At 69.5% G+C, this 19,567-nt stretch carries 16 protein-coding genes and 6 pseudogenes; 13 read left to right on the top strand and 9 right to left on the bottom strand.

The genetic code is table 11. The features are described from left to right. Positions 1 to 690: 690 nt before the first annotated feature. Positions 691 to 1,311 (bottom strand): NAD(P)H:quinone oxidoreductase, encoded by a 621-nt coding sequence (wrbA, locus tag ACX25U_RS37540; RefSeq protein WP_454386693.1) that lies wholly within the window; start codon positions 1,309 to 1,311, stop codon positions 691 to 693. A 266-nt stretch (positions 1,312 to 1,577) separates the two neighbouring features. Between wrbA and ACX25U_RS37535 the strand changes: the two genes are divergently transcribed. Then, the gene (locus ACX25U_RS37535; protein WP_454386691.1) at positions 1,578 to 2,339 is read left to right on the top strand and encodes a pirin family protein; all 762 of its coding nucleotides are present in this window, start codon (positions 1,578 to 1,580) and stop codon (positions 2,337 to 2,339) included. Between the two features lie 614 nt (positions 2,340 to 2,953). Next, positions 2,954 to 3,562 carry a YceI family protein gene (locus tag ACX25U_RS37530; protein WP_454386689.1) on the top strand — a complete coding sequence of 203 codons (609 nt, stop codon included), beginning with the start codon at positions 2,954 to 2,956 and terminating at the stop codon, positions 3,560 to 3,562. A 102-nt stretch (positions 3,563 to 3,664) separates the two neighbouring features. On the opposite strand, the pseudogene ACX25U_RS37525 reads toward ACX25U_RS37530, so the two are convergent. From ACX25U_RS37525 to ACX25U_RS37515, 3 genes and pseudogenes are all read right to left on the bottom strand, one after another. After that, positions 3,665 to 4,732: pseudogene (locus ACX25U_RS37525) on the bottom strand (integrase core domain-containing protein). 27 nt (positions 4,733 to 4,759) lie between these two features. After that, positions 4,760 to 5,116, bottom strand: a complete 357-nt coding sequence (locus ACX25U_RS37520; protein ID WP_454386687.1) for a transposase — start codon at positions 5,114 to 5,116, stop codon at positions 4,760 to 4,762. A gap of 119 nt (positions 5,117 to 5,235) precedes the next feature. Then, positions 5,236 to 6,816 (bottom strand): outer membrane protein assembly factor BamB family protein, encoded by a 1,581-nt coding sequence (locus tag ACX25U_RS37515; RefSeq protein ID WP_454386685.1) that lies wholly within the window; start codon positions 6,814 to 6,816, stop codon positions 5,236 to 5,238. An 878-nt stretch (positions 6,817 to 7,694) separates the two neighbouring features. On the opposite strand from ACX25U_RS37515, the gene ACX25U_RS37510 reads away from it, so the two are divergent. From ACX25U_RS37510 to ACX25U_RS37490, 5 genes and pseudogenes are all read left to right on the top strand, one after another. Further along, positions 7,695 to 7,934 (top strand): hypothetical protein, encoded by a 240-nt coding sequence (locus ACX25U_RS37510; protein WP_454386683.1) that lies wholly within the window; start codon positions 7,695 to 7,697, stop codon positions 7,932 to 7,934. Positions 7,935 to 8,274: 340 nt separating this feature from the next. Next, positions 8,275 to 9,231, top strand: coding sequence for a zinc-binding dehydrogenase (locus ACX25U_RS37505; RefSeq protein ID WP_454386681.1), 957 nt, complete (start codon positions 8,275 to 8,277; stop codon positions 9,229 to 9,231). A 624-nt stretch (positions 9,232 to 9,855) separates the two neighbouring features. Further along, the gene (locus ACX25U_RS37500; RefSeq protein ID WP_454386679.1) at positions 9,856 to 11,058 is read left to right on the top strand and encodes an IS701 family transposase; all 1,203 of its coding nucleotides are present in this window, start codon (positions 9,856 to 9,858) and stop codon (positions 11,056 to 11,058) included. A gap of 263 nt (positions 11,059 to 11,321) precedes the next feature. Further along, a pseudogene (locus ACX25U_RS37495) lies at positions 11,322 to 11,580 on the top strand (DUF4158 domain-containing protein); the annotation flags it as partial. After that, positions 11,573 to 11,939 (top strand): annotated as a pseudogene (locus tag ACX25U_RS37490) (amidohydrolase family protein); the annotation flags it as partial. The pseudogenes ACX25U_RS37495 and ACX25U_RS37490, both read left to right, overlap by 8 nt. On the opposite strand, the gene ACX25U_RS37485 reads toward ACX25U_RS37490, so the two are convergent. From ACX25U_RS37485 to ACX25U_RS37475, 3 genes and pseudogenes are all read right to left on the bottom strand, one after another. Then, complete coding sequence (locus ACX25U_RS37485) at positions 11,936 to 12,793, bottom strand: S1 family peptidase (RefSeq protein WP_454394687.1); 858 nt, start codon at positions 12,791 to 12,793, stop codon at positions 11,936 to 11,938. The pseudogene ACX25U_RS37490 and the gene ACX25U_RS37485 overlap by 4 nt on opposite strands. Positions 12,794 to 13,111: 318 nt before the next feature. Further along, a pseudogene (locus ACX25U_RS37480) lies at positions 13,112 to 13,330 on the bottom strand (alpha-ketoglutarate-dependent dioxygenase AlkB); the annotation flags it as partial. Between the two features lie 10 nt (positions 13,331 to 13,340). Next, a pseudogene (locus tag ACX25U_RS37475) lies at positions 13,341 to 13,724 on the bottom strand (helicase-related protein); the annotation flags it as partial. Between the two features lie 5 nt (positions 13,725 to 13,729). On the opposite strand from ACX25U_RS37475, the gene ACX25U_RS37470 reads away from it, so the two are divergent. The 3 genes and pseudogenes from ACX25U_RS37470 to ACX25U_RS37460 all read left to right on the top strand — a co-directional run. Next, positions 13,730 to 14,053, top strand: coding sequence for a hypothetical protein (locus ACX25U_RS37470; protein ID WP_454386677.1), 324 nt, complete (start codon positions 13,730 to 13,732; stop codon positions 14,051 to 14,053). Positions 14,054 to 14,241: 188 nt separating this feature from the next. After that, positions 14,242 to 15,234, top strand: a complete 993-nt coding sequence (locus ACX25U_RS37465) for an LLM class flavin-dependent oxidoreductase (protein WP_454386675.1) — start codon at positions 14,242 to 14,244, stop codon at positions 15,232 to 15,234. A gap of 293 nt (positions 15,235 to 15,527) precedes the next feature. Then, positions 15,528 to 16,034, top strand: a pseudogene (locus ACX25U_RS37460) (GAP family protein); the annotation flags it as partial. On the opposite strand, the gene ACX25U_RS37455 reads toward ACX25U_RS37460, so the two are convergent. Together ACX25U_RS37455 and ACX25U_RS37450 are read right to left on the bottom strand one after the other, a co-directional pair. Further along, complete coding sequence (locus ACX25U_RS37455; protein WP_454386673.1) at positions 16,028 to 16,156, bottom strand: hypothetical protein; 129 nt, start codon at positions 16,154 to 16,156, stop codon at positions 16,028 to 16,030. The pseudogene ACX25U_RS37460 and the gene ACX25U_RS37455 overlap by 7 nt on opposite strands. After that, on the bottom strand, positions 16,156 to 16,362 hold the full coding sequence (locus ACX25U_RS37450; RefSeq protein ID WP_454386671.1) for an RNA polymerase sigma factor: 207 nt from the start codon (positions 16,360 to 16,362) through the stop codon (positions 16,156 to 16,158). The genes ACX25U_RS37455 and ACX25U_RS37450 overlap by 1 nt, the downstream gene beginning before the upstream one ends. Positions 16,363 to 16,547: 185 nt before the next feature. On the opposite strand from ACX25U_RS37450, the gene ACX25U_RS37445 reads away from it, so the two are divergent. The 3 genes from ACX25U_RS37445 to ACX25U_RS37435 all read left to right on the top strand — a co-directional run bounded on the left by ACX25U_RS37445 (position 16,548) and on the right by ACX25U_RS37435 (position 19,507). After that, positions 16,548 to 16,751: a cold-shock protein gene (locus ACX25U_RS37445; protein WP_454386669.1), complete on the top strand. Its 204-nt coding sequence runs from the start codon at positions 16,548 to 16,550 to the stop codon at positions 16,749 to 16,751. A gap of 374 nt (positions 16,752 to 17,125) precedes the next feature. Further along, the gene (locus tag ACX25U_RS37440; RefSeq protein WP_454386667.1) at positions 17,126 to 18,184 is read left to right on the top strand and encodes a right-handed parallel beta-helix repeat-containing protein; all 1,059 of its coding nucleotides are present in this window, start codon (positions 17,126 to 17,128) and stop codon (positions 18,182 to 18,184) included. A gap of 306 nt (positions 18,185 to 18,490) precedes the next feature. Then, positions 18,491 to 19,507 (top strand): IS1380 family transposase, encoded by a 1,017-nt coding sequence (locus ACX25U_RS37435; protein ID WP_454386665.1) that lies wholly within the window; start codon positions 18,491 to 18,493, stop codon positions 19,505 to 19,507. Positions 19,508 to 19,567 lie beyond the last annotated feature (60 nt).

The following is a 19,567-nucleotide window of genomic DNA, read 5'->3' as shown; positions in this document are numbered from 1 at the left end:
CTCCACAGTGGCGTGTGCCGCTCGGCGTTGCTGCAGGAGTGGAAGCCGAGTGGCCACCTTGAAGGCGTGCCTTCCCGTGTCCCAGTGCCCCAGCAGCAGGCCGGCAGCCCTGAGCAGCACGGAACTCCGGGTTGAGGAGGCAAGCCCGTTTGGGGAGCTCGTCCCGGCCCGGCTCCTGCGCAGCGACCCGTGCGCCGGATTCTCGTTCGGGGCGACGGCTTCGCCCGCGGTCACCGGCAGTGTCTCGCCTGACCGTACGGGCGCGGAAGAGAGGTGGAAGCCGCGCTTTCGGACGATGCGCCCCGTCCCGGCGGGCAGCAGCCAGGTCGATCGCCTCCAGGCGGCTCTGCTCTGCTGCAGTTCCCCGGCACAGGACAGGCTTTCTGGCCGCGGCACATCGTGCTGTGGCGTTCGCCGCGCCGCGGCCGGCTCCTGGCCCGGCCCGACTCCGCACGGAAAACAGCCCCCGCCCACGGTGTTGGGCGGCGGGAGCACCCATTCCGCCGTGGGCAGCCGCCCACGCGCGTGCCACCGTCCGACCCTGCTCAGCTGCACGAACTGCGCTGTCACGGCCAGAAGCCGATGAGGTGAACCGCAAAGTCTGCTCGTTCACCTGGCGAAGGTGGTGCAGGAGGCGAGGGCCTCGCTGTCGCTGCAGGCCGGTCCGGGGGCCGCTCGGGAGGGTGGGGGTCAGGCGGTGGCGAGGCCGGTCTTGAGGGCGGTGGTGATGCGCACGACGTGCTCGGCCTGGACGCGGGCGGAGGCGCGGGTGGTGTCGTCGACGGGGTTGTTGCCCTGGGCGTCGACGTGGGAGGTGCCGTAGGGGTTGCCGTCGGCGAACTTGGCGGGGTCGGTGTAGCCGGGGGCCACGAGGATGCCGCCGAAGTGGTGGACGGAGTTGTAGAGCGCGAGCAGGGTGGACTCCTGGCCGCCGTGGGCGGTGGAGGTGGCGGTGAAACCGCTGTAGACCTTGTCGGCGAGCTTGCCCTGGGCCCACAGGCCGCCGAGGGTGTCGATGAACTGCTTGAGCTGCGAGGCGATGTTCCCGAAGCGGGTGGGAGAACCGAAGATCACGGCGTCGGCCCACTCGATGTCGGCCGGGGTGGCGACGGGGACGTCGGCGGTGGCGGCGGCGTTGGCGGTCCAGGCGGGGTTGGAGTCGATGGCGGCCTGCGGGGCCAGCTCGGCGGCCTTGAGCAGGCGGACCTCGGCGCCGGCCTTCTCCGCTGCCTCGGCGATCTCCTTGCTGATCTCGGCGACGGTGCCGGTGGAGGAGTAGTAGACGACGGCGAGCTTGGTCTGGGTGCTCACAGCTGTGGTCTCCGTTTCGTTGGGGGCGTTCGTTCGATTGCGGCTGAAGATGCCCATGACAGATTTCATCCTTGCGATCCGTGCCCGCCGACCGGGGCATTGATTGACCCATAAACCATCCAGAGCACTAGTTGAACCGTAAACCACATAGAGGGCAGCCGAGCCCCCGCGAGGCGACGGGAATGACCGGAGCCGTAAGGTTGTATAACTTTCAACTACGCGGCCAGGGCGGCCTCCCCGGCCGCACGGACAGCAAGGACATCCCTATGACCTCCGCCCTCGACGTCCGCCGCGCTGGCGAGCGCTTCCACACCCGCGCCGGCTGGCTCGACTCCCGGCACTCCTTCTCCTTCTCCCGCCACTGGGATCCCAAGAACACTCACTTCGGACTGCTGCTGGTCTCCAACGACGACGTCGTCGCGCCGGGCACCGGCTTCGACACCCACCCCCACCGCGACATGGAGATCATCACCTGGGTACTGGACGGCGGCCTGGTCCACCAGGACTCCGAGGGCCACAACGGGGTGATCTACCCTGGCCTCGCCCAGCGGATGAGCGCCGGCACCGGCATCCTCCACAGCGAGAAGAACGACTCCTGGACCCTCACCGGCGAGCCCGCCCACCAGGATCCCGTCCACTTCATTCAGATGTGGGTCATCCCCGACGAGGCGGGCATCAAGCCCGGCTACGAGCAACTCGACATCAACGACGAACTCGCCCGCGGCGGCTGGACCACCCTCGCCTCCGGCATGCCCCGGCACGCCCACCAGCGCGCGATCGGCATCCGGCAGAAGCACGCCGCCCTGCACGTCGCCCGCATCCGCCCCGACGAGACCCTCCCGATCGTCACCGCCCCCTTCACCCACCTCTTCCTCGCCCGCGGCAGCGCCGAACTGGAAAGTGCAGGCCCCCTGGCCACCGGTGACGCGGTCCGCATCACCGGCGCGGAGGGCCAGCGCATCACCGCCGGCCCCGACGGCGCCGAGGTCCTGATGTGGGAAATGCACGCCGCCGTCACCATGGGCTGACACGCGCACCAACCGGCGCAGTCGGCCTCTGGGTGCGACCTGACGGGAGTTTCCGCAGTGCGGCCGGTCCTGCCGCTCCCCGGCCCGGGGCCAAGGACCGGCCGACGGAAGCCAACGGCGAACACTGACCCTGACGCCGGACCGCCCAGGTCGAGAACTGGCGGACGTCGTTCCGGTCTCCCAGGCGTCCCGTGCGGGGGTCAGCGTCTGCGCACCGTCGCGTCCCAGGCGCCACCACACCGCCGCGTCCGCGCCCCGCTCGCGCAACTGCTCCAGGGTGGTGACGACGACGAACACGGCCTGGCCGTAGTCCCGGACCGTGATTCCCCGGCGGTGGGTGTCGTACCGGCGGGGCGCCCAGGAGCGGCGGCCCGCCTCCGCCGACACGGCAACCGTGTTGGCGACCTTCGCGGCCGTGGTGTCGGCGGACACGAACGCGAGTGGCGGTGCGCCCTCCCCGCCGGTCGGCGGACAGAGCCGGCGCCACAACCGCTTCTCATGGCTGATGTGCTCGGGCTGCCGGACCGTCGAGAATGCAGGAATCCCCCCGAAATTAATTTAATTCTCAACATGTTAGAGGGTGGAAGACATCCCCCTCCCTGAAGGACGACCCCATGGGCCTGTTCAACCGCCGCCGCGCCACCGCTCCCGCCCCGGCCACCGACTCGGCCTCCGCCCCGGCCACCGCCCGGTTGACCGGCATCTGGACCATCGACCCCGCGCACAGCAGCATCGCCTTCGTCGCCCGGCACGCCATGATCACCAAGGTCCGCGGCACCTTCGAAGACTTCGACGGCCGCCTGTACCTGGACGACGAGCACCCCGAGCGCTCCACCGCCGACGTGACCCTCAAGGCCGCCAGCCTCAACACCCACCAGGAGCAGCGCGACCAGCACCTGCGCAGCGCCGACTTCTTCCACGCCGAGGCCCACCCCGAACTGTCCTTCCGCAGCACCTCCGTGCAGCAACTCTCCGCGGACACCTACCGCCTGACCGGCGACCTGAGCATCAAGGGCATCACCCGCCCGGTCGCCCTGGACCTGGCCCACACCGGCACGGCGACCGATCCCTTCGGCAACGAACGCGCCGGCTTCGAGGGCTCCACCACAGTCGACCGCACCGACTGGGGCCTGACCTGGAACAGCGTGCTGGAGACCGGCGGCGTGCTGGTCGGCGAGAAGGTGAAGCTGGAGTTCGACGTCTCCGCGATCCGCGCCGCCTGACCACCGCCTCCGCGTGTGGGAGGCGGTGGTCAGGCCGCCTTGAGGCCCGCGGGCAGGCGACACGAGCACGAGCCTGTCCCGCTCGAAAAGTCATACCACAGGTCAGAAGGCGTATCTGTACTCGTTGACGAGGCCGCCGCGGACCCGGGTGCACAGCAGTCTGCGGCTGCTGAGGTGGTGGGCCGCGGCGGGGTGTTCCTGAGCGTCGGGTGGTGGCTGGCTGCGTGCCCGGTTGTGGTGGGCCGGGTAGGCCGCAAGAATCTGGCACGCATGGACCTCTTCTGGGGATGAGGACGTGGTCGAGGGCCTCGCGCCGGATGCTGCCGGTGGCTCTCTCCCGGTGGGCGTTCAGGCGGGGAGCCCGCGGCGCGGTCTTGATCACGTCCAGGTCCTCGGCATTGAAGACGGCGTCGAACGCTCCGCCGTACGTGCCGTCGCGGTCCCGCGGGAGAAAGCGCAGGGACTCCGTGCGCGCCCCGAGCTCGGCGGCGAGGTTCCTCGCCTGCCGCACCGTCCACTCTCGCGTCGGGTGGGTGGTGACGCCGGTGATGTGCAGGCGTCTGGTGCCGTGCTCGAGGAACGCCGGCGCGTACAGCCGCCTGCCGAGTGGGGTGCCGGGATGGAAGAAGCCGGTCGCGATGATGCCCTCGGCCTGAGCGGTGAGGAACTCGCGCCAGGTCGGGCCAGAGCGACGCGGTGCCGGCTCTACGCCTGCGGCGTTGGGGATCTCCCAGACCGTCGAGGCGGCGATGCTGTGCCCGAGCCGGGCCAACTACCCCTGGATGCGTCGATGGCCCTGCCTCGGGTTCTCCTTCGCCAGTCGCAGCACGAGGGTCCTGACCGCTGCTCGAGTGGGCGGCCGTCCTGTACGGCGACGCGCACTGTAGTCCCACTTCGCGGCGATGAACCTGCGGTGCCGGCCGAGCCGGGTACCGGGGGTGACCGGGAAGACCTCGCGCCGGCACCGTCGGGGTATCAGCCGGACAGGGCGGTGAACCAGAGCCGGTCCGCCGGCTCATAGCGAACCGGGCCGTCCAGTTGGCGGCGCAGCACTGCGTTCCCGTGCCGCAGCACGAGCAACTCTGCGTCCTTCGTCCCATCGCCGCGGAGCAGTGCCGATGGGACGGACAGCAGCTTCCGGGTCACCTTGTCCACCAGGAACACGATCACCCCGACATGCTCCCAGTCAGCGCGACATCATCGCTGCCGCCTGCGGCGATGTCTTTTCGAGCGGCACAGGGTAGACAAGCACACGAAGCTCCGGGCGGACAGGTTGCTCTTGGTCGACAAGCGGGCGTTCTCTGCCCGCAGCCGGGCCGGCTCCTCGTCCGCGCTCCCGTCGGCACTACGGTGTTCGGGCGCCGCCTGGGACTCGTCGTTGCGGGCCCACGTCCGCAGCGACTCGGCGGTGATACCGAGATCCGCGGCCACCGCCGCACACGTGCGCTTGCCACCCGCGGCACGACGGAGCGCGACGGCGTCCTTCTTGAACTCCTCCGGATACGGAGACCTGCGTCCCACCCGGCCGTCCCTTCCTGGGCCATCAAGATCCATTGTCGGGGTGTCCACTGCGATGGATCAGGCTCAGCCTCGGAGTGCCCCGGCGCGGACATCGCACCGGGGCACTCCGAGGCTGAGCGGTTTCACGGCTTCAACAGGCGAAGCGAGGGTGCTTAGTTCTTGCTGCCCTTTCCGACGGAGAAGGCGTACAGCTTGTTGTTCGTGCCCTTGTCCGGCCACATCGCCGAGGTGTAGCCGGAGCCCCAGTAGACCGAGCCATTGACCACCGCGGCACCGCCGACGACCGAACCGCCGCTGGCGAAGCCCCACTTCACCTTGCCGGTGGCGGCGTCGAGGGCGTACATGTTGTTGCCCTTGGGAGCCATGGAGCCCCCGTAGACGACGCCGTTGGCACTGGTCACGAAGCCATGGGCCTTGTGGCCCTGCGGGTCGGCGGTCTGCCACAGGAGCTTGCCGGTGGCGGCGTCGAGCGCGGCCCAGAAGCCTCCCTTGGTGGTCGACTTCTCACCCGTCGCCGAGGTGATGGTGGTGGGGACGTTGTCGTAGTTGGTGACCGCGACGTAGATGCGCTTGCCGTCGGTCGCGGAGCCCCACTGGATGCCGCCCCCGAGGCCGCCGGGGCCGGCCTGCGTCTGCCAGACGACCTTGCCCGTGGCCGGGTCGAGCGCCCAGTAGACGCCGCTCTTCTGGCCCACACCGAGCAGGTCGGTGCGCTTGCCGTCCACCGTGGTCGTGTAGAGGTTCGGGCCCGATCCGAAGTCGTAGTCCGGGCCGTTCGGCTTCTCGATCGTCCACTGGTCGGCCTCGAGGGTGTGGCGGGCCCAGGCGACCTTGCCGTCCTTCAGGTCGAGCGCGACGATCGAGTCCTGGTGGTTGTCGGGGGAGGCGGGGGTGCACCCGGTCGCGTCCGGGGTCTCGCAGACGCCTTCCGGCACCGAGTAGTTGTTGCCGGTGGCCACGTACACCAGGCCGCGCTCGAGGTCCACCGCGGGGTGGCTGCCCCACACCGCGCCACCGGTGTACCCCTTTGGCACCGTGTGGGTCTTCCACAGGATCTTGCCGGTGTCGACGCTCACCGCGGCGACACTGCCGCGGAAGGTCGGCTCGCCGGGCATTCCCTCGGACTTGGACGACACGCCCACGTACGCCACGCCGTCGGCGATCACCGGCGAGCCGGTGACCAGCGCCGCCTCATGGTCGTCGATCTGCGTCTTCCACAGCGGTGCGCCGGTCTTGGCGGCGGCGCCCAGGAGGTAGGCGCCGGCGGTGGTCTTCATGGACGGAACGCCCTCGCCGAAGACCAGCTTGCCGTCCTCGTAGGCGGGGCTGGTCCGGGAGACGTCGCCCTCGATCCCGCTGTACGTGCTCACCGGCTTGGACCAGGCGGCCTTGCCCGTCTTGGTGTTCACAGCGTGGAGCTTGCCGCTCCAGTCCGGCACGTACGCGACGCCGTCCACCACGGTCGGCGTGGCGGAGATGTCACCGCCGGCCGTGAAGGTCCAACGCGCCTTCAGGTTCTTGACGTTCTTCGCGTTCACGATGTGCTCGGACGCGGCGTTGCGGGTGTTGTGGGAGTCATGCCCCGCGGAAGTCCAGTTCGCGGCCGACTTCGGGTCGGCCGCGGAGGCTGTCCCGGCGGTCCCTGCGAACGCCGCGGCGACGACGGCCGCCGCCAGCGGTACGCCCACGACTGCGGACCTCAGCGTCCGCGACTTCGGGCTCCGTCTTGACATGGGGAACTCCTTCGATCTGTGCGACGGTGCGGAGCCATGCCGGCTGCGGCCTGTTCGACCGTGGTCTTCGGCTTGCTCCTCGGCGCGTCACAGGAGTGGTCTTCTCGGCCACGCCGCCCGCCGTTGGTTGAACCATAAACTATCTTTTCGGCAGGTCGATCCCCAGGGGTCCCGGAGCGAGCCGGAACACACCACCCTTCCGGCCCCAATCCCGAGGCTGCTTCGGCTGGTTGACCTCTCACACACTTCGCCGAGAAGTCGCCGATATCGACCCAGCGGGAGGCCGTCGGCGCGTGTGGGCGTCAGCCGCACGATCATCCGCCGCCGCAAGGCTGGGATGGATCTGCCCGGCACGGTCCAGAACCCGTGCGCGGCCGGCTGATCCCGGTCGACGACCTGCTCGCCGCCGACCCCCGGCCACCCGGCACCGACCCCGCCCGACAAGGCGATCTCCCCGACTCCCCTCACCGCCCCGGCCGGGGACGTGCGCGACGTCAGTGAGGGCCGGGAAGATGCCTCCTGGGGTCGGGGTCATCCCCGCATGCGCGGGAAGCGGCCGACGACGGGCCGGGCCGGGTCCAGGTGGCCGTCGGTGCGCGCCGGCCGCCCCTGCCGCCGGGGCGGGCTGCCGTTCCGTCTCGACCGGCGGCGGTTTCTCCCTGTCCGTCGATGCGGTTGATTTCTGCCGCGCGAAGGCCGCGGAAGGCCGGATCATTTCCCCCCGGGCGAGGCGACAGCGGTGAAATAGCTCACGTAACAGAAAGTTTACCTTTCAACAATATCCGGGTAGTTTCTGCGATGGGCCCACCACCTCGGGGCACCGTCCGAACCGTCCGGAGTCCCACGGGACGAACCGTCGGCATGGAATTCAAGGAGGAATGATCACGAGTCGCACCTTCGGAGGGCAGGTCGCCACCGCGGCCGCCTCGGTGGCAGCCGCGGCGGGCGCTGTGCTCGCCGCGGGCGGTACCGCCTCGGCATCGCCCCACTCCGACGCCCAGCGCGTCGTCACCGGCTCCTACGCCACGGACAGCGACCGTGACCGTGACCGGCCCGACCCCGACCGTGGCCAGCACGACCGCGACAACAACCGCGACCGCGGGGACGATCGCCGCTGACGGCGGGGGCCGGAACCACCAGTCCGCTGATCAGCAGTGCGCACGCACCATCCGCATGGCTCATGTCCGACAACGACGTCGCGTATGAGCGACCGCGGCCGAGACCGGCAGCAGGCGACCGGGCGGGGTGCGCCCACCCCGCCCCGGGCATGTCGTCGCCCGATGCCGGGCGGCGGCCGGAACACGGGCACCCGCACCAGGGCCGCCGAAAGAACCGTCCGGAGAGAGCCTCCAGCGAGCGCCGTCCGGATCGAGAGACAAGAGAAAGCCCATCCAGCCCGGACGGACGGCGTCATCTGGCGTCGTCCCCCGACGCACGTATGCAAGGACACGCGACACCATGAAATCCTGGCGCTTCCACGGAACCAACCAGCCGCTCACCCTGGAGGAGGTGGCAGCGCCGCACGCGGGACCGGGCGAGGTCGTCGTCGACGTCAAGGCCGCCGGTCTCTGCCACTCCGATGTCAGCGCGATGGACGACGCGGGCTGGATGTCGATGTTCCCGCGGATTCCGATGACGCTCGGGCACGAGAACGCCGGCGTGATCAGCGAGGTCGGCGAGGGCATGGACCACTGGAAGATCGGCGACCGCGTCGGCCTCTCGCCGATGATGCCGGACGGCGACGCCATCGGCTACGGCGCCTGGGACGGCGGCTACGGACCCAAGGTACGCGCGACCGACGCGAATCTGGTGCGACTGCCGGACGAGGTGTCGTTCGAGCTGGGCGCGATGGCGACCGACGCGGGCCTCACCTCGTACCACGCCATGGTCACGCTCGGCGGAGCGAAGAAAGGCATGCGTGTCGGTGTGATCGGCCTCGGCGGCCTCGGCTACATCGGCGCCCGCACCGCCGTCCTCAAGGGCGCCGAAGTCTACGCGGCCGACGTGAACCCGGCCACCCGGGAGCTCGCCGCCGAGGTTGGCCTGGTGGGCGTCGCCGAGTCGATCACCGAGTTCGCGGACAAGAACCTCGAGCTCATCGTGGACTACGCGGGCTTCGGCACCACCACCGCCGAGGCACTCGAGACGCTCGGCGAATTCGGTACGCTGGTGCAGGTCGGCATGGGCCGCCTCGAGTCCACGATCAGCACCGGCGCGATCATTCTGAAGCAGCTGCGGGTCCTCGGCTCCAAGTCGGGCACGAAGCAGGATCTCGAGGAGCTCTACGACCTCATGCGGTCGGGCGACCTCAACCCGCCGCTGAACCGCATCACGCCGGACCGGATTCCCGAGGGGCTGGAGCGCCTCCGCAAGGGCGGGGTCGTCGGCCGCATCATCGCCCTGTACGAGGACTGAGCCGGCGAGCATGGCAAAAGTCTGCGGTGGCCCCGGACCGAAGCGGTTCGGGGCCACCGCTGCCCGGCGAACGCGACCTGTGGGGCTCGTAAAGTCATCGCTGCAGGTGGGAGCTCGCGTGCAAGACCCCTCGGCGGTGGCTGGGATGCTGCACCAGTGACCAGCTCGCTGCTGTACCGGGCCACCCGGGCGGTGCTGTCCGTGCCTGCGGTCCTGCTGCGCCGGGACACGGCCAAGGGCGCCGAACTGCTGGTGCTGCGGCACGAAAACGCGGTGCTGCGACGGCAACTCGCCAGAACCGGTCCGCTACGAGCCCGCGGACCGGTTCTGGCCGGCCGCTCACCGCTCCGAGCGCCGCCGTCCACGCCCGCTCGGCTATCGTGGCCTCCGCGGCCACCTGGTTCTGATGAGTCTTCACAAACCGTCATGATCATGGTGGCCGTCCCCATGCCCGCAGGCACCCCACCACCCCGCCGGCCGGCATCAACGCGCTACGGTCCCGGAACTACAGCTGCCGTGTCTGACCCTTCAGTCGTAGATCGAGTCGTTTGTTGTAGTTCGTCAATCTCGTGGGATGGGTAGCTGTCCGGCATGAAGGCGGAGTTGCTTGATCTCCCCCCGGTCGTGACGGACCGGGAGTGTGCCGAGGGTGTTGCGGGCCGGCTCGACGATCTGCTGCTGGATATCGCGTGGATCTTCCCGCGCGTCGATCTGTGGGGACGGGCGGCGGCGTGTGTGCGTGGTCTGCTGGCTCCGCTGGCGCGTAAGAACGGCTGGCAGATCTCCGAGTACGTCGGTGAGTCCTCGCCCTGGGGGCAGCAGCATCTGCTGGACCGGGCGGTGTGGGACGTCGATGGACTGCGTGACTTCACCCGTCGCTATGTGATCGAGGGGTTGCGCGACGCCGGGGTCGGGGCGGGGCCCGGCGGAGCGGGGGTGCTGGTGGTGGACGAGACCGGTTTCGCCAAGCGGGGCCGGGCCTCCGCCGGGGTCGCGCGGCAGTACTCCGGCGCGCTGGGCGGGGTCTTCCCCTGCCAGGTGGGGGTCATGGCTGCGTGGGCCACCGGTGTCGGGCAGGCGTTGATCGACCGGGAGCTGTACCTGCCGAAGGAGTGGACCGAGGACCGGGAGCGGTGCCGCCGGGCACGTGTCCCGGACCGGGCCGGCTTCGCCGTCAAGCCGCGCCTGGCCGAGCAGATGATCTCCCGGATCCTTCCCGACCTACCCGAGGGGCGGGTGTGGCTGGCCGCGGACGAGGTCTACGGCCGCGACGGTGCCTTCCGCCGCACCCTGGAGGACCGCGGCCTGCCCTACGTGGTGACGGTGCAGGCCAACCAGAGCGTGCTGCCCAGGCCCGGCCGGCGGCACCTGGCCCGCCTGGTCGACCAGCACGCGGCCGAGGAGGAGTGGATCGAGCTGCCGGCCGGCCCCTCCCGGCTGGACTCGCGCACCTGGCAGTGGTGGGTGCGCCGGATCCCGGCCCCGGATGCCCCGGTCGGCAGCGGAAAGGCCCGCTGGCTGCTCGCCCGGCGCCGCCCCGAGACCCCGCAGGAACGGGACTACTACCTGGGCTGGGGCCCGGAGGACACCGCGGTGGAGGAGCTCGTGCTGGTGCCCGGCGCCCGCTGGAGGGTGGAGGAAGCGATCAAGCTGGCGAAGTCGGCCGCCGGGATGGCCGACTACGAGGTGCGCCACTTCCACGGCTGGTACCGGCACATCACCCTCGCCCAGCTCGCCGCCGCGTTCCTGGCCGTACAGGCTGCCGCCGAACGCCGCCGCGAACACGACGAGTGGACCGGTCGCGCCCACACAGGGGGGCCACGCTGATCCCAGCAGCCCCGCCGCCCTCGCCCCGATCACGCTGACTGCCTTCGAGATCGCCCGGCTCCTCATCATGATGGAGCGTCAGCCGATGGGCGAGGCACGGATCCTGCACGGCCTGCACTGGTCACGATGGCGGCGTCTGCACCAAGCCCTCGCCCGAGCCTGTCATCGCAGACGCAACCGGCCCCGGGACACCACCCGATCACCGCCGGCCACACCGCCATGACGAACTACAACAAACGACTCGATCTACGACTGAAGGGTCTGAGCTGGAGCGCTTCTTCTTCCTGGGCGACGCGGACCGGGAGCTGATCGAGTCCAAGAGGCGGGGTCCACAACCGCCTGGGCTTCGCTGCCCAGCTCACGACCGCACGCTGCCTCGGGGTGTTCCTGGACGACTCGACGGACGTGCCAGCGGAGGTCGTGGACTACCTGGCCGAGCAGCTCGATATCGACGATCCGTCGGTGCTGAAGGCGTACGGCGAGCGCGAGAACACCCGGCTGGAGCACGTGCGTGAGCTGCGGCATCCTGCAGGGCGTCAAGCCGCATCCGCGTGCGTACGACACGTTCCCGCACTACCTCGGCCACTACGCCCGCGAGGCTCGGCGTGCCGTCCCTGGAGGAGACGGTGGCGCACCTGACATCCCGTCCGGCGGCCCGGCTGCGCCTGCCGGACCGCGGGCTCGTCCGCGAGGGCTACCGCGCCGACCTGGTGCTCTTCGACCCGGACACGGTAGCGGCGGGCTCGACGTTCGAGGCGCCGCGCACCCTGCCGGTGGGCATCCCGCACGTGCTGATCGACGGGCGGTTCGTCATCGAGGACGGCCGCCGTACGGACGTGCTCGCGGGCCGGTCCGTACGGAGTACGCCCTCTGCGGACTAGGCCTGGGGCTCGGGGAGTTCACATCCCTTGCGGCCCAGGTCGAGCTTGCTGCCGTCGACGACGCACGGCACGATCCCGTAGGTCTCCTGCGCGTAGTGCGTGCCCTGGCGGACGGTGATGCGCCCCTTGCGGTCGACCTCGCAGGGGTTGTTGAGCGTGCACTGCTCGCCGTCCTCGTTACCGGTGTTGTTGACGGCGACCACGCGTCCGGTGTGGTCGTCGATCACCGGAGAGCCGGAGGTGCCACCGATGGTCTGGCACGCGGGCGTGTAGCGCACCGAGTCCTTCCAGGTCCACCAGTACTCCTTGAGCTGGTCCACGAACCCGTCGACGGAGCACTTGTACTGCTTCTTCCAGTACCCCGACGTCACGGTGATCTCGGTGTTCTTGCGCGGGTGGCGCGGGTCGAGCAGCAGCGGCCGTACGTGGTACTTGCTCTCGATCTCAGCGTAGGTGGTGGTCGTCCGGTACAGCGAGATGTCGGTGTCGGTCATCGTCGCGTACGAGATCTGGTCGGCCTGGAGCGTGCCGAGCACCCCGGCGTCCTCGTCGAGGAGCTTGAACGTGCGGGTGGACGGCTGGTCCACGATGACCTGGCCGGCCTTCGGGAAGCCGCTCTCGATGCAGTGCCCGTTGGACAGCACGAGGGCGGGGTCGTCGGGCTGTGACTGCGGGGTGCGCACAACGGAGCCGGAACAGTTGCTGAGCGCGACGGTGCCGGCGAACGTGACGGGCGCGTCGTTCGGTCTCGCGCGGGTGCCGGCGTCCCCGCCCGCGGTCCCGGCGACGGCGGGTGCCGCGCTCGCGCCGACCAGGGCGAGCGCGAACGCCGCGCCGGTGAGCGCCTTGCCGATCCTCGGTGAGCGACGTGTCGTGCGTGTCATCGGTGCTGCAGGTGACATTGGGTGGAGCCCCCTCGCCGACGCCGGGTGTGACGTCTGTAGCCGATGGTTGCCGTGCGCATTCTTCGGTGCCGACGGGCGGCGGGACAAGGGGTGGGCTCAAGTCCGTGTCCCGCAGCGGTCCGCGGGCGCGGCGGACGCGGGCACGGGCCGGGCCCGGTGCACATGCGGACCCGAACTCGCGCTCACGGTCCGCGACTTGGTGTTCCCCCAGGTCACGTCGGCTCCGGCGGGGTCGCCGGAGCGGCGGGCGGGGGGCCGGGTGCCGGCTCAGCGCACCCCGTCCGGCCGGAACTGGATGCTGATCCTGTGCCCGGCCGCCCGCGCCGACTTGGGGATCGCGTGTTCCCCGGTGCGCTGGCAGGAGCCGCCCATCACGATGAGGTCGCCATGCCCGAGGGCTCTGCGCACGGTCGGCCCGCCGCCCCCGACGGGGCGCAGCAGGTCGCGGGGCGCGCTGACGGACACGATGGCGACCATGGTGTCCTCGGCGGGCAGGTGGCTCCAGGAAGATCGGCACGATGATCCTGGCTACCTTGGTGGAGCCGTCGCGGTTCAGCCGGAGCGCCCGGCCGATGCTCTGCACGATCTCCACTTGCGAGCCGCGGGTGTCGGCGAAGCAGATCGCTTCCACGCCCCGCTCGCCGGTGATGTCGACGCCCTCCCCGAGGACCCGCACGGAGGCGAGGAAGGCGCGGTGCACCCGCCGGCCTGCTGCGTCGATGCCGTTCGCGAATTGCCGCAGGATCTCGCGCCGCTCACTGACGAGGTGGCCGCCGCACAGCCAGGCGGACCGGACGCGGTCCGGTGGGACGTGGCGGCCTGCCTCCAGCTCGTAGAGCTCGGCGTCGATCGACGACTTCGGCATCTTCTCCGCGTCGGCGCCCGTTGTGGCTGCTGTTCGCAGGCAACTGCACCTACGGGCGCACGGGCCTGACCACCGGACGCCGACTCGACCTGGCGGACGGACTGTTCGACGTACGCGCCGTCTACGGCGGCCGCCGGGCCGGGGCACGCCTGATCGGCGCAGCGCTGGCGGGGCCCCTGTCCCGATCGCCGTTCCACGCGGCGGTACGGATGAAGCGGGTACGGATCAAGGGCATCAGCCCCGGCACCCCGCTCGCGTACGACGGTGAGATCACGGAACCCGGGGGCGACGTGACGCTGTCCAAGCTCCACGAGGGCCTGCGCGTCTACCGTCCCGTCCGGTGACCGTCCCTTTCCCGCCACCGTCCCCGCGGTAGCGACCGACTTGCCGCTCGAGGCCTACGACGCGGGCCGGTGGACAGTGGCGCCGAAATATCCCGGGCTTCGTCAGTGTTCCCGGATACGGGCACGGCCGGCATTCGGCGTGCCCGCTCCACGTACCTGTGTCTGTCTCTCCGAGAGGTCTGCTACCCGTGACTGTCCCACTCTCCATCCTCGACCTGGCGCAGATCGGCGAGGGCGAAACCGCCGCCGACAGCTTCCAGGCCAGCGTGACCATGGCCCAGCACGCCGAGGAGTGGGGCTACCGGCGGATCTGGTACGCGGAACACCACAACATGCCGACCATCGCGTCCTCGGCGACCAGCGTGCTCATCGCGCACATCGCCGCGCATACGCGGACCATCCGCCTCGGCGCCGGTGGCATCATGCTGCCCAATCACGCACCGCTGCCGATCGCCGAACAGTTCGGAACCCTGGCGACGCTGCACCCCGGCCGCATCGACCTGGGCCTGGGCCGGGCACCGGGCAGCGACCAGCAGACGATGCGTGCGCTGCGCCGCGACCCCAGGTCGGCGGACACCTTCCCGCAAGACGTGCTGGAGCTGCAGAGCTACCTGGCAGGCGAGTCCCGCATCCCAGGTGTCGACGCCACACCGGGCAAGGGCACCAACGTGCCGCTGTACATTCTCGGTTCGTCCCTGTTCGGCGCGAAGCTCGCCGCCGCACTCGGGCTTCCGTACTCCTTCGCCTCCCACTTCGCCCCGAACGCGCTGCGGGACGCCGTCGCCCTCTACCGGCGCGAATTCCAGCCATCGGCGCAACTGGACAAGCCGTACGTCATCGCCGGCGTCAACGTCATCGCGGCGGACACGACGGAAGACGCCCAGGAGCATTTCCATGCCACGAAGCGCCACCGCGTGACCCAGATGCTCGGCCGAGGCGGCCGGACGTTCACGCCGGAGGAGGCGGACATGATCCTCGAGACCCCCGCCGGACAGCAGGTCCTGCAAATGCTCCAGTACACCGCCGTCGGCAACCCCGCCGAGGTCAAGGATTACCTGGACCGCTTCACCGAGCTCGCCCAGGCGGACGAGCTGATCATCGTGTCCTCGGCCATCGACAGGAAGGCCTGGCTGAGGTCGCTGGAACTGCTGGCGGAAATCAGCGGACAGGCATCCGCCTGACGGGCCAGGGAGCTGTCGAAAAATGACTCCTCGGTTCGGGTGCGGGTTCATGGGCTCAGCGCGTGGCCGGCGACGGCTGCGAGTTGGTCGGCTGTGGTCACGGTGATGGCACCGGTGGGGATGGTGCGGTCGAGGGCCTGGAGGGCGTTGTCAAGTTGTCCATGGCGTGTCTGGCTGATGGCGTGTCAGGGTGTGGTGGGGCCGGGTGCCGGGGCCGGGAGCGACTGATCAACGGCGGATCTGGTGATCAAGGAAGAGGTCCGTGATGACCGAGACCGTCGTGGCGCCGACGCCCCGCCGACCCCTCCCAGGCACAGTTGCCGAAGTGGATGGCCGCCATCGACCGCTTCACCCCCGCCCAAGACCCTCGGACTCGGGCTCGCGCTGTCGGCGGCCAACGCCAAAAACGCCCCCTGACCATCGCCGCCGGCGCCTCGATCAGCTCAGCCGGAATCCCCGTCCCGCAACAGATCGGCGCGCTCGCCGTTTTCGTCGTCATCGCCTCCCTCGGAGTACTCGCGCCACTGGGCGTGTACCTGTTCATGGGAGACCGGGCGAAAAGCATCCTCAGCAACTGGCGGGACTGGGCCGCCGGTCACGTCCCGCCATGTGGTGTAGCAGCGATCAAGGGGAAGCTGCAGGTCACGCTCCAAGCTGGCTCGCTCCGACGCCACCATTACCTGACCGTCCGTCAGGTGAGAGCGGTCGTCGTGACCGCCATCGCCGCGCCTGTTGGGCCCAGCCTCGAAGAAGGCCGTGTCAACGCTGGCATCGCAGCGCCTCGGGCAGTAATTCACTGACACGTCGTCAGGTCGGCCCGATGGGCGGCCACTCGAATCAGGCCCGCGAGCTGCACTTTCGCGGTGATCGCTGCTACACCACTCGGCGGGACACCATTGGCACGCAGGAGATCTTCCAGCATCAGGGCTTCCCTTTCCCCGGATCCGGGAGGCCGATGAGGCGATTGAGGTTCTTCAGGCCCAGGTGGACCTTGGCCTTGGTGGCGCCTGGTGTGATGTCCAGGCGGGCGGCGATGTCGGCGAAGTCGAGTTCGGCCAGGTAGCGCAGGCGTACGCAGCTCGCCTGGACGGGAGCGCGCTGTTCGAGTTCGGCCAGGGCGCGGCCCAAGCGGTCGTGGCCGCGCAGGAGCAGCAGCGGCCAGGTTCATGACCGGGTACAGCTCGTGCGCGTGTGTCCCCGCCGGGCGGACCAGGCGGCGCGGGGTAGAACAGCTGGTGGCTCTTTCCGTTACGAGAGCCGGAGCATGCCCGTGATCACGGGCTGTTCCCGGGCAGGAACGAAGGAATAGCAGTATGACCGGCGGCACCGTGAAGTGGTTCAACTCCGAAAAGGGCTACGGCTTCATCGCCCAGGACAACGGAGGCCCGGACGTCTTCGCCCACTACTCCGAAATCCAGGGCGGCGGCTTCCGTGAGCTGACCGAGGGCGAGCACGTCACCTTCGACATCGGCCAGGGCCAGAAGGGCCCGCAGGCACAAAACATCGTCCGGGGCTGACTGCCCACGGTGCTGCAAGGCGGGTTGCCGGAACAGGCAACCCGCCTCCTTTGTGCGGCGAGACTGCCGAATCGGTAGGCCAGACGGAACGTCACGTTTCCCAAGCGTGCGCCGACGGGCTCACGAGTGCCTACGGTGTGATCGCATCGTGACCCTAAGGCCTCAGCTCACTACAGGTGACAGGGTTGCCGGTACCCACAGGCCGGGTCCTGCAGAACTGCCTGTGGGAGCTCGAGGACCGCCGGCCGCTGCAGGCCGTGAGCCGGAGATCGGCCGCACCCTGCGCCCCTGACCACGCCCGCACGCGCCCGTGACACGCCCTCGGATGGCCCATCCGGCAGCCAGAAGGCTGTCTGACTCATAACGTGCAGAACGTGAAGAAACGCCACATCGCCTTTCTCCTGAGCACGGCAGGGCTCGTCGCCTCCTGCGCCGCTGCCGCATCGCCGGACTCGGCACAGCGGACGCACCTCGTGCACCCGGGGGAATCAATCCAGAAGGCGGTGGACTCTGCCAAGGCGGGCGACACCGTGCAGGTGCTGCCCGGCACCTACCACGAGAGCGTCAAGGTGACGACGCCCGGCCTGACCCTGCGTGGCACGGGCACCGCCACCGTCATCAAGCCGGCGGCGAAGGCCACGGACGACTGCGGCAAGCGCGGCAACGGCATCTGCGTGTCCGGCACCAAGATCAAGCGGCTCAAGGGTGTCACCATCTCCGACCTGAAGGTGACCGGCTTCTCCCACACCGGGGTGATCTCCGTAGCCACCGACGACCTGACCGTGCGGGGCGTGACCGCCGAGAAGAACGCCGTGTGGGGCCTCGCCGAAGAGCGCTCCGAGCACAGCACGTACCGGGCGAACACCGCCCGGAACAACGGGGACGCGGGCATCTTCCTGGCCAACACCATCACAGCCGAACAGGGTGCCGCCGACACCAAGGGCACGCTGATCACCGGCAACCGCCTGGAGAGCAACCGGATCGGCGTCACCGTCCGCCGGCTGCGCAACCTGACCGTCACCAGCAACAACGTCACCGGCAACTGCGCGGGCGTCTTCATCGTCGGCGACGAGAACAAGCCGAAGGCCGGCGTGCTGACCGTGCGCGGCAACCAAGTCGTGAAGAACAACAAGTACTGCGCCAAGACCAAACGGCTGCCCTTCCTGCAGGGCTCGGGCATCATCCTGACCGGCGTCGAGAAGACCGACGTCACCGGCAACGAGGTGACCGGGAACTCCGGCACGTCCCCGCTGTCGGGCGGCATCATGCTCTTCAAGAGCTTCGTCGGAGCAACCAGCGACAACAACCGGGTCAGGGACAACTCGCTGCGGGACAACTCCCCCGCCGACCTGGCCAACCAGGAGAGCACCAAGAGCGGCAACACCTTCGCCCACAACTTCTGCCGGGCGTCCAGGCCCGCCGGGCTGTGCTGAGGCCGTAACCTATAGACCATGTCATCACCGGAATTCCTCCGTGGATACCCCGGCCTTCAGGCCGGGGGAGAAACGGACTCCTGCGGAGCAGGTCAGGGAAAGCCGAATCGCCGCCGGGGCGATTCGGCGTCTGTCGGCCACCGGTCGACGCCCTTGATTCATACGGGAGTTGGTAGGATGTGAGCCTCGATCCACCGTGTGATCACCGGTCGGCGTGAGGGCCGGGAACGAAGAGGTGCCTTGTGACCTGCGATGATGAGAGTTCTCTACGCTCACATCAGGCACGATCAGCAAGGCACCTCTCGAGTGAAATTGTTCCACAGCCCGGCGCGGGTGTTCGCCGCGTTCGACGAGCCGAATCTCATCGCGCATGCCGGACTGGTCCCGGTGATCCGGCTGGCCGAGCGGTGCGGCCTGCCGGCCCTGGTCGCCGAGAAGGTCAAGCTGACCGGCGCGAAGAACGGCGCCGGGACGGCCGCCGACGCGAAGGCGATGAGCGTCGTGGGAGGCATGGTGGCCGGCGCGGACTCCATCGACGACCTGGATGTGCTGCGGCACGGCGGGCTGCCGAAACTCTTCGCAGGGGTGCGGGCACCGTCCACGCTCGGCACGTTCCTGCGTGCCTTCACCTGGGGACACGTGCGTCAACTGGAGGCGGCGGTACGCGCGTTCACCTGCAATCTGGCCGCCCACACGGGCTTCGTCCCGAAGGGGGACGAGGTGGTGTTCGTCGACATCGACTCCAAGGTCAAGCAGGTCTACGGCCCGGCCAAGCAGGGCGCCTCCTTCGGCTACACCAAGGTCCGCGGCCTCCACTTCCAGATCGTCACCGTCAAGACCGCCACCTGCGCGCCGGTCATCGTCGCAACAAGGCTGCGCAAGGGCTCGGCGGGCTCCGGCAAGGGCGCCGCCTCGCTGCTGCGCGAGGCCCTCGCGGCGGTGCGGTCCATGGGCATCACCGCACAGATCATCGTCCGCGCGGACTCCGCCTACTTCTCCCACAAGGTCGTGGACGCCTGCCGCAAGGCCGGCGCCCGCTTCTCCCTGGCCGTCGCGGTCACCAAGACGATCCGCGTAGCCATCGAGACGATCGATCCCGACGCCTGGAGATCGATCAAGTACACCGACGCGATCTGGGACGACGAGGAGGAACGCTGGATCTCCGACGCAGAGATCGCCGAGATCGGCTTCACCGCGTTCACCAGCAAGAAGAAGGCCTTCCGCGCCACCGCCCGGCTCATCGTGCGCCGCGTGAAACGGCTGAACCCCAAGACCCGCGTTCGACGTAATTCGTCTCGCCTGGAGGCGCGAAGTACCAGCTGACCTGCTGACTCTCCACTTGCGGCCCGAATCGCCCGTTTCTCTAGGCATAGAGAAACGGGC

The sequence above is a fragment of the Streptomyces sp. JNUCC 63 genome (assembly GCF_054366325.1).
The sequence above is the reverse complement of the archived record's forward strand: the minus strand, read 5'-3'. Positions and strand labels throughout refer to the sequence as shown.